This is a genomic window from Micromonospora sp. BL1 (assembly GCF_003667485.1).
Classification (GTDB): Bacteria; Actinomycetota; Actinomycetes; order Mycobacteriales; family Micromonosporaceae; genus Micromonospora; species Micromonospora tulbaghiae.
The window spans coordinates 1-12,370 of sequence record NZ_RCVK01000362.1; the positions used below are offsets into that span (position 1 = coordinate 1).

Genomic DNA, 12,370 nt, shown 5'->3' on the forward strand with positions numbered 1-12,370 from the left:
GCGGGGACCAGGCGCCGTCGGGCTGGTAGAGGTTCGTGCCGGGCGGGACGATCTCGTCGATGCGGTCCAGCACCGCGTCGTCGAGCGTCAGCTCAGCGCCGGCCAGCAGCGCGTCCAGCTGGTCCATGGTGCGCGGTCCGATGATGGTCGAGGTGACAGCCGGATGCGCGGCGGTGAACGCCACGGCGAGCTGCGGCAGCGTGCAGCCCACCTCGTCGGCGAGCGCGACCAGTTCCTCCACGGCGGTGTACTTGGCGGTGTTGCCCGGCAGCGTCGGGTCGAACCGGCCCGGGGTGAGTGCCGGGCGGCCGGCGCCGAGGTCGACGGGCTTCCCCTGCCGGTAGCGGCCGGACAGGAACCCGGAGGCCAGCGGGCTCCACACCAGCACGCCCATCCGGTAGCGGCGGCACACCGGCAGCACCGACGTCTCGATGCCGCGGGCCAGGATCGAGTACGGCGGCTGCTCGGTGCGGAACCGGCCGAGCGCCCGCCGTTCGGCGACGTGGTGCGCCTCCACGATCTCCTCGGCGGGGAAGGTCGAGCAGCCGAACGCGCGGATCTTCCCGGCCCGGACCAGGTCGGTGAGCACGCCGAGCGTCTCCTCGACGTCGGTGGTGTGGTCCGGACGGTGCACCTGGTAGAGGTCGATCCAGTCGGTGCCCAGCCGGCGCAGGCTGTCCTCGACCTCCCGGACGATCCAGCGCCGCGAGTTGCCGCCCCGGTTGGGCCCCTCCCCCATCGGGAAGTGGACCTTCGTGGCGAGCACCACGTCGTCGCGCCGGCCGCGCAGGGCCTTGCCGACGATCTCCTCCGACTCGCCGGCCGAGTACATGTCGGCGGTGTCCACGAAATTGATTCCGCGGTCGAGTGCCGCGTGGACGATCCGGGCGCAGTCGTCGTGGTCGGGGTTGCCGACCGCGCCGAACATCATGGTGCCGAGGCAGTGGACGCTGACCTCGATGCCGGTGCCGCCGAGGACGCGATAGCGCATGTGAACTCCCTGGGTTGCACCGCGCCGGCCGGTTGGCGCGCGGTCCGGTCACGGTAGGAGTTCGAGTGCGCTGGAGGTCAACCGTCGGCGGGCTCCGCGCTGCCGGCGAGGTAGCCGGCCGCCTGCAGCTCGAACAGCTCGCGGTAGAGCCCGCCCTGCGCCATCAGCGTGTCGTGGTCGCCGGACTGCACGAGCCGGCCGTGGTCCATCACGAAGATCCGGTCGGCGTGCCGGACGTTCGCGAGCCGGTGGGTGATCAGGACGACGGCCCGGTCCGGGTGCCGCCGCAGGTGCTGGAAGAGGGCGTGCTCGGCACGGGCGTCCAGCGCGGCGGACGGCTCGTCGCAGATCAGCAGCCGGGCGTCGCGGTAGAGGCCGCGTGCGGCCACCAGCCGCTGCCACTGCCCGCCGGACAGGTCCTGCCCGTCCTTGAACTGCCGGTCCAGCAGCGTGTCGTACCCGAACGGCAGCTCGCTGATCATGTCGTGGGCGGCGGCGTCGCGGGCGGCGGTCTCCACGCTGGGGCCCTGCGCGCCGGCGCGGTCGTGGCGGCCGACGCGGATGTTCTGCCGGGCGGTGAACGGGAACCTCCACCAGTCCTGGCTCATCACCGCCACCTGGGCGGCGGTCTGGCGTGGGTCCAGTTCGGCGGCGTCCACGCCGTCCCACCGGATCGTGCCGCCGGTGGGCCGGTAGAGGCCCGCGATCAGCTTGGCGAGCGTGGTCTTGCCGGAGCCGTTCTCGCCCACCAGCGCGATCACCTCACCGCGCCGGAACGTGAGGCTGACCTCGTCGACAGCCGCGCTGTCGGTGTCCGGGTAGCGCAGGCTGACCCGGTCGACGTCGATGCGCGTGAACCCGTCGACCGGCAGGTGCCCGCCGGCCGGGATCCGCCGGGTCGCCCGGTCGAGGAAGTCGCGGTAGTCCTGGTAGTAGAGGGCGTCCTCGTAGAGCGAGTTGGTGGCGAAGATCGCGGTGCGCAGGCTCGTACGCGCGGACTGGAGCGCGAGCAGCGCGGTGGCCGCCGCCGCGAGCGCCACCACGCCCCCGACGAGCAACGCACCCAGCACCACGTAGAGCCCGAACGTGGCGATGCCCGTGATGGACAGGCCGATCGCCCGGGTGACCGTCTGCGCCCGGGCGAGGCGCAGCTCGGCGCGGGTCTCCAGGCGCGTCATGAGGTGGTATTCCGAGAGCAGGAAGTCGCGCATCTGGTAGGCGCGGATCTCGGCCGCGGTGTGCCGGTTGGCCATCAGGTCGCCCAGCATCCACTTGCGTCGCCGCCGGGTGATGCGGGCGAGCCAGTCGACGTGCTGGCGGCGGGCCATCCGCACCGCCGTCACCGCCTCCGGCGCGGCGGCGACGACCAGGCAGGGCAGCAGCAGCGGGTGGATGATCGTCACGGCGGTAGCCGTGGCGATCACGCCGACCACGCCGGTGACGAGGTTGACCGTGTCGTTGACCAGGGAGCCCGCCTCGGCCAGTCCACGGTCGCGGGCGCGGTCCATCTCCTCGGCGAAGCCGGCGTCGTCGAAGGCCGCCAGTTCCACAGCGGACGTCGTCTCGAACAGCCGCCGCTCCACCGTGAAGTTGATCTGCGGGACGAGCCGGGCCTGCGCCCATCCGGCGGCGATGGTCAGCGCGCCGCGCCCGGCGACGGCGGCAGCCGCCAGCGCCAGGGCGGGCAGCGCCGCCCGGATCCGGTCCGGTGTCGGACCTGCCGCGAACAGCTGGTGGAGCACTCCGGTGGTGGCGAGCAGGCCCAGCGTGGTGAGGACACCGGCGGCGACGTTGAGGCCCAGCGAGGCGGCGGTGTCCCGGCGGCTGGTCGCCCAGGCGAGGCTGATCGCCTCGCGGATCAGCGCGGGCAACCGGCGCGCCACCGACCAGAAGCCGGTGTGGGCCAGTTCGGTGGCCCGGTGCATCCAGTGCGGATCGACGAGCTCGGGCAGGGTCGTCTCCCCGGCCGGCTCCTCCGGTTCGGACGCCCGACGAGGACGGATCACCCCGGCCATGGCACCTCCTCGACGCGTTCGGACAGCAACGCTGGATACTACGGTCCGCTATCGAAGGATGTCAGTCCGTAACCGGCGTGTCGTACAGCTGTCCCAACGGCGTGTCCCGCAGCGGTGGCCGGAAACACCCGCCCGCACGGTGATCGCCGCCGGGTCGCGTCGCGCGCGACCGGTCCGGGTGGCAGGCTTGTGGGGTTCGCCGGCGCAGGCCGGCCGACCGCCCGTCGTGAAGGAGAAGATCGACCCGATGGCTGTGGACGTCACCACCACCGACGAATGGCAGGCGCTGCGCAAGCACGCCGAGGCGATGCGCGGCACGCACCTGCGCGACCTGTTCGCCGCCGACGGGCAGCGGGGTGAGCGGCTCACCGGTGAGGTCGCCGACCTGCACGTGGACTACAGCAAGAACCTGGTCACCGACGAGACGATCGCGCTGCTCGGCGCGCTCGCCGAGCGGGTCGGGCTGGCCGACCGGATCGCGGCCATGTTCGCCGGACGGCACATCAACACCACCGAGGACCGGGCGGTGCTGCACACCGCGCTGCGCCTGCCCCCGGACGCGTCGCTCACCGTGGACGGCCAGGACGTGGTCGCCGACGTGCACGCCGTGCTGGACCGCATGACGGCGTTCGCGCAGCGGGTGCGTTCCGGCTCGTGGCGGGGCCACACCGGCGAGCGGATCACCACAGTGGTCAACATCGGCATCGGCGGCTCCGACCTCGGGCCGGTGATGGCGTACGAGGCGCTGAAGGCGTACCGGGACGCGGGCATCAGCTGCCGGTTCGTGTCGAACATCGACCCGACCGACATCCACGACAAGACCGCCGACCTGGACCCGGCGAGCACGCTGTTCGTGGTGGTGTCCAAGACGTTCTCCACCCAGGAGACGCTCGCCAACGCCGACCAGGCGCGCCGCTGGCTGCTCGCCGGGCTGGACGCGGACGACGACGCGGTCGCCCGGCACTTCGTCGCGGTCAGCACCAACGAGCAGCGGGTCCGGGACTTCGGCATCGACCCGGAGAACATGTTCGGCTTCTGGGACTGGGTGGGCGGACGCTACTCGCTGCCGTCCGCGGTCGGCCTGTCGGTCATGCTGGCGATCGGGCCGGACCGCTTCCGCGAGATGCTGGCCGGCTACCACGCTGTCGACGAGCACTTCCGGTCCGCGCCGGTGGAGCGCAACGTGCCGGCGCTGCTCGGCCTGCTCAACGTCTGGTACACCGACTTCCTCGGCGCGGAGACCCACGCGGTGCTGCCCTACTCGCAGTACCTGCACCGGTTCCCCGCCTACCTCCAGCAGCTCACCATGGAGAGCAACGGCAAGTCGGTACGCCTCGACGGCTCGCCCGTGACGTACCCGACCGGGGAGATCTTCTGGGGCGAGCCGGGCACCAACGGTCAGCACGCGTTCTACCAGCTCATCCACCAGGGCACCCGGCTGGTCCCGGCGGACTTCATCGCGTTCAGCCGGCCCAACCACGACCTGGGCGACATGCACGACCTGTTCATGTCGAACTTCTTCGCCCAGACCGCCGCGCTGGCGTTCGGGCGGACCCGGGAGCAGGTGGAGGCCGAGGGCACCGCGCCCGAGGTGGTGCCGCACCGGGTGATGGCGGGCAACCACCCGACCACGTCGATCCTGGCGCCGAAGCTCACCCCGGCGACGCTGGGCCAGCTGATCGCGCTCTACGAGCACATCGTGTTCACCGAGGCCGCGATCTGGGACATCAACGCCTTCGACCAGTGGGGCGTGGAGCTGGGCAAGGTGATGGCCAACCAGCTCGCGCCGAAGCTCACCGGGCCGGACCCGGACCTGGCCGACGTGGACACCTCGACCGCCGAGCTGATCCGCCGCTACCGGGCCGAGCGCGGCCGGAGCTGACCGCACGCCCGTGGCGTCCCGCGTACACCCGCCGGGACGCCACGGGTCAGCGGCGCAGCAGATCGGCGTGCGCGGCGCGCAGCCGGGTCAGCGCCGCGTCGCCGGCCGGGGCGCGGCGGTCGAGTTCGGCCCACGCCTCGGCGAGCGCGTCGGCCAGCGCCCGCAGCTCGGCGGCGTGCCGCCGGCTGGACTGCCGGTGCAGCTCCTCCAGGCGGCGGGCCCAGCCGGCGCTGATCGCGGCGACGCGTTCGGCGTCGGCGCGCGCCTGGGCGCCGGTGCGGGCGGCGGACGCGGGCACGATCGCGGCCACCGGCCGGGGATCGCCGTCGCGGGTGACGAGCGTGACGGTGTCGGTCAGCTCGGCCAGGGAGACGAGCTGGGTGAGCCGGGTGCGGACCTCGCGCAGCGGCAGGGCGCGCGGCTGGGGGGACCGGTCGGCCAGTGCGGGGACAGCCATGGACACATGTTCACGTCCGGGTACGACAAATTCAGCGGTCAGGCGGTCCACTCGGGTGCCAGCACGGACCAGACCTCCAGGTCGGCGCGGCCGTCGGGCGTCGGTGCGGCTCCGCGCATGACGCCGTCGCGGCTCATGCCGAGCCGCCGCGCGACCGCGACGCTGCGCTCGTTGCCGGCCTTCGTGACCCACTCGACGCGGTGGATTCCGCGCTCCCGCACCGCCCAGTCGATGACGAAGCGGGCGGCGCGGGTGACCAGGCCCTGCCCCTCGGCGCCGGGTTCCAGCCAGCAGCCGGCCTCGCACACCCCGCGGTCGGTGCTCAGCGACACGAACAGCACGCCGCCGACGAGCGTGCCGCGCTGCCAGATGCCCCAGATGCCGCCGTCGTCGCGGGCCCACCGGTCGGCGTACGCCTGGAGGACCTTGCGGGCCGACTCGGCGTCGGTGGCGACGAAGGACGCGCCGACCCAGGGTGCGATGTGGTCGCGGCAGCGGTCGAGGTTGGCCAGGAACTCGTCGGCGTGCCAGGGCGACAGTGGACGCAGCTCGGCGTCGTCGGTGAGGGCGTGGGCGAACATCCGAGGAAGCTAGCAGGACCGTCGCGGTTTTGTCGGTCGGTCCCTCTACGGTCTGCGCCGTGAACGCCGTCCAGACGTACCGATATCTTCAGCCGTCCACGCTGCGCGCCGCCGGTCTCGACCTGCAGACCTGCGGCGGCCCGGCGGCCAACCCGCGCTTCTTCGCCGGGTTCCTCACCGCCCCGGCCGCGGCGGCGGCCGGCCTGCTCGCCGTCGCCGAGGTGGCCCGCACCCGCTACCACCAGCCGGTCAGCCCGGCCAGCCTGGACCCGGTGGTCACCGGCAGCTGCGGTCGCCTGCGGTTCGAGTCGTTCTCCGGCTGCTGCGGGGTGTACGCGCGGATGGACGTCCTGCCGGCCGGGCTCGACGGCGAGATCAGCGGCCACGGCACCACGAACGTGGACGTGAACCCGCCGCTGCGCGAGGCGCTGGCCCGGGTGGGCGGCATCGAGCCGCTGCACGTGGCGGTCGGCCCGGACGATCTGACCGTCTCCACCATGGACGGCGCGGTGGTCGAGCGGAAGGTGCCGCTGCCCGGCCGCTGGCTGCGAGGCTTCGCCGAGGTGCACGTGCTCACCGCCGGCTTCGAGCCACGCGCCGAGATCGCGGCGGCGGAGGCGGCGGCGTTCCTGCGGAGGCTGCCGGCCGCCGGCGACCGGAGCGTGCTGTGGGCGGTGCCCGCCGGGCGGACGCTGCGGCTGACCTCCCGGCCGGCGCCGGGCGCGGTCTGCCTGGCCGGCGCCGGCCGGCTCGCGGCGCTGCGCGGCGTGCTGCGGCACGCGCGCACCCTGCGGGCGTACGGTCCGGCGGTGCGGGCCGGCTCCCCCGCCGTGCCGAGCACGTGGGAGCTGGACACCGGGGCGTTGCGGCTGTCGCTGACGCTGTCCCCCGAGCCGTACCGCGGCTTCTCCGGTGAGGGCGCGGCCCTGGCGGCGCTGGCGGGCGACGACGTGGTCGACGACGCGGAGCTGGTCGGCGCGCTGCTCAGCTGGGATCCGACGATCGACGTGGACGCGCTGGCCGACGCCGCCGCGCTGCCCGACGAGCGGGTGCGTGCCGCGCTCGCCCAGCTGGGCACCGCCGGCCGGGTCGGGTACGACGTGGCGGACGGGGCGTACTTCCACCGGGTGATGCCCTACGACGCGGGCCGCGCGGAGCGGGACAACCCCCGGCTGGTCGGCGCGCGTGCGCTCGTCGAGCGCGGCGCGGTCGAGCGCGACGGCGAGAACGCGACGGTACGCACCGACGCCGAGACCTACCGGGTACGACGGCACCCGGACGGCGCGTACTCCTGTTCCTGCCGCTGGTGGGCGCGGCACCGCGGGCAGCGGGGGCCGTGCCGGCACGCGCTGGCCGTGTCGATGGTCGCGGCGCCGGTGGGGGCACTGTCGTGACCGGCTTCGCCGAGGCGGCGGTGCGCGGCCGGATGTCCGAGGTCCGGTCGGCGCTGGCCGGGTTGGACGAGCCGGCCCGGCGGGCGCTGGGCGACGAACTGGTCGCCGTCGTCCGTCGCAGGCGGGACGACTGGTGGTGGCGGGGCGAGGCGGCGACGCTGGCGGTGGCCGCGGTGGGCACGCTGAGCACCCCGACCAAGGTGGCCGCGCTGCTCGGCCGCCGCTCGGTCTGGCTGGCGGGCGTCGACGCGGCGCCGGTGGTCGACACCGCCCGGGAACGCGGGGTGACCTGGCTGGCCGACGTGGCGCACAAGCTGGCCGACCGGCTGCCCCGGGACCGGATGGTCGCGGGCTGGCCGTTCGTCGCCGGTCTCCTGCTGGCGGAGAAGGCGCCGCCGCCGACCGGGGACGACTTCGTGCGTGGCTGGGCCACCGCGCAGGGTTCGCCCGGCCCGCGCGGAAACCGTCCGCCGACAGTGGACCGGCTGCGCGCGGACCCGTTCCTGGACCCGCTGCTGCCGCGCCTGTTCGAGGTGGACGGCGTGGGCGCCGAGCTGGCCCGCGGCGACGGCACCGGCACGGAGGCGCTGCCACGGGCACTGGCGGCGCTGGCCGCGGAGGGCCGGCTCGACCGGGCGGTGCTGCTCAACGGCGTCCTCGGCCGGCTGCTGCGGGGCGACCGGCCGGGCGCGCTGCGCCCGTTCCTGATCCTGCACGACCTGCTGGCACCGACCCCGGACGAGGTGGCGGTCCGGTCGAGCGCCTATCTGCGGCTGCTCGCCGACGGCCCGGGGCCGGTGGCCCGCACCGCCCAGCGGACGCTGCGGGACGCCGGTGACGCCGCCGAGCCGGAGGCGCTGTGGGAGGCCGCCCGGACGGTGCTGGCCCGGCCGGAGAAGGCGCTGGTCCGGGCGCAGGTGTCGTGGCTCGACCGGCTGGCCCGGCAGCACCCCGACCAGGCCCCGGAGATCGGCGCGGTGCTCGCCGTGGCGGCCGACCACCCGGACGCCGGCCTGCGCGAACGCGCGCTGACGCTGGCGCGGCGGCACGGCCACCGGCCGGTTGCCGTAGCCACGGTGGTCGAGGCTCGCGACGACCTGCCGCCGCCGCTGCCGGCAGCGGCCGCCCCGCCGCCGATCGCCGGGGTGGACGAACTGGTGGAGGAGATCGCGGCGTCGCTCGGCCGGCGCTGGCCCGCGCTGACGACGGAACGCGTCATGGACGGCCTGGTCCGGCTCGGCACCGCCGACCGCGAGCGGCTCGCGGCGGCGCTGCTGCCGGTGGTACGCCGCGAGCAGGTCGGCGCGTACGACCATCCCTGGGCGGTGTTCAACCAGTCGGTGCAGATGCACGGGCTCCTGCTGGCCGTCTGCGGTGCGCCCGAGGCGGCGACCCGCCGCGACCAGTGGAGCACCCTGCTGGCCGATTCCCGCCCACGCGCGCCGCTGCCGTTGCGGGGTGGCCCACCGGTTCCGGCCACACGCCGACCCGCGCCCGTCCAGCTCGCCTGCGCCCGGCTGGCCGAGATCGGGCAGCGGCTGGACGGACGCGACGACCCGGGCCTGCTGTCCGCGCCGACCTCGGTCACCGGGGCGATCGAGCCGGTGGTGCTCTACGAACGGCTGGCCGCGCTGGGTGACCGTCCGGCGTGGCGCTGGGATCTCGCACAGGCCCTGCTGCGCCTGCCGGCCGGCGTGGACGAACCGCTGGCCGAACGCGCCGCGGCGCTGCGCACGCCGGCCGGTGACGAACTGGCCCGCTGGCTGCGCGGCGACGCCGTGCCGGCCCCGGCCCAGCAAATGGTGACGGTGGGCCGGCGGACGCGGTCGGCCGGGTACGACTGGGGCTACGACCAACTGCCCGAGGGGCGGACGCTGGTCGCGCTCACCCCGCCGGACGGCGTCGAGGACCGGCTCGGCCTGCTCACCCTGAAGCCCACGCCGATCGGCCGGTGGACCGACGGCTGGGGCGACGTCTGGCCGGCCGTCCTGCCCGGGCACCGGGGCGTGGTCGCCGCTCACGTGCTGCCCGAGGTGGCCGGCGCGGCGCAGGAGGACACCCTCGGGCACGGCGCGGTCCTGCCGGTGCTGGCCGAGTGCACGGGCGCGGGCGGCCCGGCCCTCGATCTGGCGCTGGCCTACGGGCTGTGCGCCCGCCACGAGGCGGACCGGGTGGCCGCGCTCGACGCGGTGCTGATCCTCGCCGCCGCCGGTGACCTGGACGCGCCCGCGACCGGCGGGCATCTCGGCGCGCTGGCGGCCGGCGGGCAGGTGACGCTGACCCGGGCGGTCACCCCGCTGCGCGACGCGGTCGCGGCCGGTGCCCGGCTGAGCGTGTGGCGGCTGCTCGCCGCGGCGTTGCCGCCGCTGCTGGCCGCCCCGACGCCACCCCGGGGCACGCCGGACCTGCTCGCGCTGGCGGCGGAGACGGCGACCGCGACGGGCGTCCGGATCGAGGTGCCCGGCCTGGCCGACGTGGTGGCCCGGGGCGGCGGCAGCCGGCTGGTCGCCGAGGCCCGGCGACTCTCCGTCGCCCTGACCGCCTGAACGTGCGCCTCGTCACCCGAGCGGGCGGCGGACCGGTACGCGGACGCGGCCCGGTTGTCAGGCGCGCCGCCCCGGGCGGCGGGTGAGCGCCACCCCGAGGGCGATCATGCCGACGCCGAGGAACAGGTGCAGCCAGTTGTCGGCGCCGTTGAGCGGCACGAAGTTGGCGCCGCTGTCGTGGTCGATCACCAGGCCGTAGAGCCAGAGCACCAGGTAGATGGCGCCGCCGCCGATCAGGTACGCGCGGGCGCCGGAGACCGTCCGGGACAGCGCCAGCCCGGCGACGCCGAAGAGCAGGTGCACGATGTTGTGCAGGACCGACACCTGGAACAGGCCCAGCAGCTTCGCCCGGGACTCGTGCCCGGCGAACATCATCGTGTCGTAGTTCGTGGTGATGCCGGGGATGAACCCCAGCACGCCCACCACCAGGAAGACGATGCCGACCACCTGGGCGGCCCGGCGTACCGGGGACGCGGGCGCGTTGCGGGCGACGCGGGAAGAACCGGCCATGAGTGACACCTCCGTTGGCGAAGTCTTGCGCGCCCACGGCGGCCGGGAAGCCGAAACCGTCCGGATCCCCGGATCGAGATCAGCAACTCGGCCGGACGGGCAGGTGGCCGCGCAGCGCCTCGAACTGGGCCACGGTCAGGTAGGACGGGTTCGCCGCCTGCGGCTGCCGGAACACCTCCGCGCCGGCCAGCCGCGGGTCGGCGCGCAGCAGGTCGCGGCGTACCCGCAGCGGCTCGTCCAGGATCGTCAGGTCCAGCGGCGCGGTCCACGGCCGGCCCGGCGGGCCCGGCTCGGGAGCGGCGGCGATCCGGCCCACACCCCAGACGCCGTACGGCGCCCGGCCGCGGCTGCCGCTGGCCCAGAACACCACCGGCTGGCCGGGGCGCATCAGGCGTACCCGGTAGCCGGGGCGGACGCACCAGCCGGTCACGCGCGGGTCGGCGGCGAAGCGGGCCGTCAGGTCCACCGCGTCCGCGTTGCCCTTGATCAACCAGGCGCCGAGGTCGTCCAGGTTCACCCGCCGGTCGGTCATCAGCCCATTCTGCGGCCCGTCCGGCCGTCCCGCCGGACGGCGCCCACGGCGACGGCGACAGCAACCGCGACGGCAACTGCGGCGGCGACAGCAACCGCGGCGGCGGTCAGATGATCAGGTGGGTCCAGTAGGTGAGCCACACCGCGAACAACGCGCCCTGGAGCAGCGCCAGCGCGGCGGTGAGCCAGCCGTCGAGGCCGGGCCGCCGCGCCCAGCGGGCCAGCACGAACGCGACCGGGAAGGCGGCCAGCAGGTAGCGCAGCAGGCTCTTGTACACCGGCGTCCCCATCGACAGCGGCACCAGCACCACGACCAGCGTGTAGACCAGGTACGGCCAGTCGGCCCGGCGGCGCAGCCCGACGGCCGCGACCGCCACCATCGCCACGGCGATCCAGACCCGCAGCGCGTCGGCGGAGTTGCCGCCGAACAGCGCGGAACCGGCCACTCCCAGGGGGTTCTGCAGCCGGATCCCCCAGCCGGTCTCCTGGGCGTGCTGGTAGGCGAACCAGTCGCCGCTCTGCCAGCGGCAGAACGCCATGAACGTGAGCCAGCCCGCCGGGACAAGCAGCAGCGGCCAGCCCTGGCGCAGCAGGCGCGGCCACACCCGGGGTCCGGCCCGCCAGCCGTGCTCGCGCAGCAGCACCAGCGCCAGCGGCACCACCACGAGGAAGCCGACCGAGCGGCTCATCGCCAGGAAGTAGCCGATCACGCCGACGAGCAGCCAGCGGTTCCGCTCGGCGTACCAGAAGGCGGCCAGCGCGAGGCAGACGAACAGCGACTCGGTGAGCGCCGCCTGGAACAGGAACGCCGTCGGCAGGAGCATCAGGTACCGGACCGCTCGCCGGCCGTCGTCCGGTCCGGCGCCGCCGAGCAGCCGGCCCCCCAGCCGGTACGCGAAGTAGAGCTGGAACACCAGCGCCACGTTGCTGATCAGCAGCAGCGCCCAGGCGGTGTGCCCGCCGAGCAGCGGCGCGATCGGCCGGGCCAGGAACGGGTAGAGCAGCGGGAAGCCGAAGTCGGTCCAGGGCCGGTCCAGCGGCAGCCGGGCCAGGTGGTCGTAGAGGAACGAGTCCCAGGCGAACCAGAGCGAGATCCAGCGGTGCGACGAGATCGCGTCCTGCTGCTCCCGCATGCCGGTCTCGTCGGCCGGCGGTGCGCCCGGCACCCCGTCCCAGGCGGTGAGCACCAGCACGCCGACCAGGGTGAGCACGAGCTTCGAGCCGACGAAGACGGCGAACACGAATCCCCAGGGTTCGGGCACCCGGCGGACGACCTGGGCCCCGCGCGCCCACCACCGGGTACGCCCGGAGCGCGCAACGTCGCGGGGGCCGCCCGCGCGGCCGGCCCCGGCCGTGCCGCCGGCGTCGGCCCGCCGCTCGTCCGCCATCACGCTCCCACCGGTCGGCCCCTGGCCGACATGCCCGGCCGGAAACCCGGCCCGCATTCCCCATCCGGCCCCGCC

The 12,370-nt window shown here is 74.9% G+C and carries 10 protein-coding genes; 3 read left to right on the forward strand and 7 right to left on the reverse strand.

Going from position 1 to position 12,370, the window contains the following annotated elements:
• Window positions 1–991 (reverse strand): aldo/keto reductase (locus EAD96_RS27335; protein WP_147457939.1); only part of this gene is annotated, 991 nt, incomplete at its 3' end.
• Window positions 992–1,068: 77 nt separating this feature from the next.
• Window positions 1,069–3,006 (reverse strand): ABC transporter ATP-binding protein, encoded by a 1,938-nt coding sequence (locus EAD96_RS27340; RefSeq protein WP_121686265.1) that lies wholly within the window; start codon window positions 3,004–3,006, stop codon window positions 1,069–1,071.
• A 247-nt stretch (window positions 3,007–3,253) separates the two neighbouring features.
• Between EAD96_RS27340 and pgi the strand changes: the two genes are divergently transcribed.
• Window positions 3,254–4,888 (forward strand): glucose-6-phosphate isomerase, encoded by a 1,635-nt coding sequence (gene pgi, locus EAD96_RS27345; protein WP_121686271.1) that lies wholly within the window; start codon window positions 3,254–3,256, stop codon window positions 4,886–4,888.
• A gap of 46 nt (window positions 4,889–4,934) precedes the next feature.
• Here pgi and EAD96_RS27350 read toward each other — a convergent pair whose 3' ends face one another.
• Both EAD96_RS27350 and EAD96_RS27355 read right to left on the reverse strand, forming a co-directional pair.
• Window positions 4,935–5,345, reverse strand: coding sequence for a type II toxin-antitoxin system Phd/YefM family antitoxin (locus tag EAD96_RS27350; RefSeq protein ID WP_120569545.1), 411 nt, complete (start codon window positions 5,343–5,345; stop codon window positions 4,935–4,937).
• 38 nt (window positions 5,346–5,383) lie between these two features.
• A complete protein-coding gene (locus EAD96_RS27355; RefSeq protein ID WP_121686266.1) occupies window positions 5,384–5,926 on the reverse strand; it encodes a GNAT family N-acetyltransferase in 543 nt (180 codons plus the stop codon).
• Between the two features lie 59 nt (window positions 5,927–5,985).
• On the opposite strand from EAD96_RS27355, the gene EAD96_RS27360 reads away from it, so the two are divergent.
• Both EAD96_RS27360 and EAD96_RS27365 read left to right on the forward strand, forming a co-directional pair.
• A complete protein-coding gene (locus EAD96_RS27360) occupies window positions 5,986–7,320 on the forward strand; it encodes an SWIM zinc finger family protein (RefSeq protein WP_121686267.1) in 1,335 nt (444 codons plus the stop codon).
• Window positions 7,317–9,866 (forward strand): hypothetical protein, encoded by a 2,550-nt coding sequence (locus tag EAD96_RS27365; protein ID WP_121686268.1) that lies wholly within the window; start codon window positions 7,317–7,319, stop codon window positions 9,864–9,866. Before EAD96_RS27360 ends, EAD96_RS27365 begins: the two co-directional genes overlap by 4 nt.
• A gap of 57 nt (window positions 9,867–9,923) precedes the next feature.
• Here the strand turns inward: EAD96_RS27365 and EAD96_RS27370 are convergent, their stop codons facing one another.
• From EAD96_RS27370 to EAD96_RS27380, 3 genes are all read right to left on the reverse strand, one after another.
• On the reverse strand, window positions 9,924–10,376 hold the full coding sequence (locus EAD96_RS27370) for a DUF4383 domain-containing protein (protein ID WP_120569541.1): 453 nt from the start codon (window positions 10,374–10,376) through the stop codon (window positions 9,924–9,926).
• Between the two features lie 79 nt (window positions 10,377–10,455).
• Window positions 10,456–10,908, reverse strand: coding sequence for a hypothetical protein (locus EAD96_RS27375; protein ID WP_121686269.1), 453 nt, complete (start codon window positions 10,906–10,908; stop codon window positions 10,456–10,458).
• Between the two features lie 106 nt (window positions 10,909–11,014).
• The coding region (locus EAD96_RS27380; protein ID WP_368666045.1) for a hypothetical protein at window positions 11,015–12,370 on the reverse strand (1,356 nt) is incomplete at its 5' end.

Excerpts from the sequence above, each read along its gene's own strand:
- pgi (WP_121686271.1), top strand. The coding sequence starts at position 3,254 with ATGGCTGTGGACGTCACCACCACCGACGAATGGCAGGCGCTGCGCAAG.
- EAD96_RS27375 (WP_121686269.1), bottom strand. The coding sequence starts at position 10,908 with ATGACCGACCGGCGGGTGAACCTGGACGACCTCGGCGCCTGGTTGATC.
- EAD96_RS27355 (WP_121686266.1), bottom strand. The coding sequence starts at position 5,926 with ATGTTCGCCCACGCCCTCACCGACGACGCCGAGCTGCGTCCACTGTCG.
- EAD96_RS27370 (WP_120569541.1), bottom strand. The coding sequence starts at position 10,376 with ATGGCCGGTTCTTCCCGCGTCGCCCGCAACGCGCCCGCGTCCCCGGTA.
- EAD96_RS27340 (WP_121686265.1), bottom strand. The coding sequence starts at position 3,006 with ATGGCCGGGGTGATCCGTCCTCGTCGGGCGTCCGAACCGGAGGAGCCG.
- EAD96_RS27350 (WP_120569545.1), bottom strand. The coding sequence starts at position 5,345 with ATGGCTGTCCCCGCACTGGCCGACCGGTCCCCCCAGCCGCGCGCCCTG.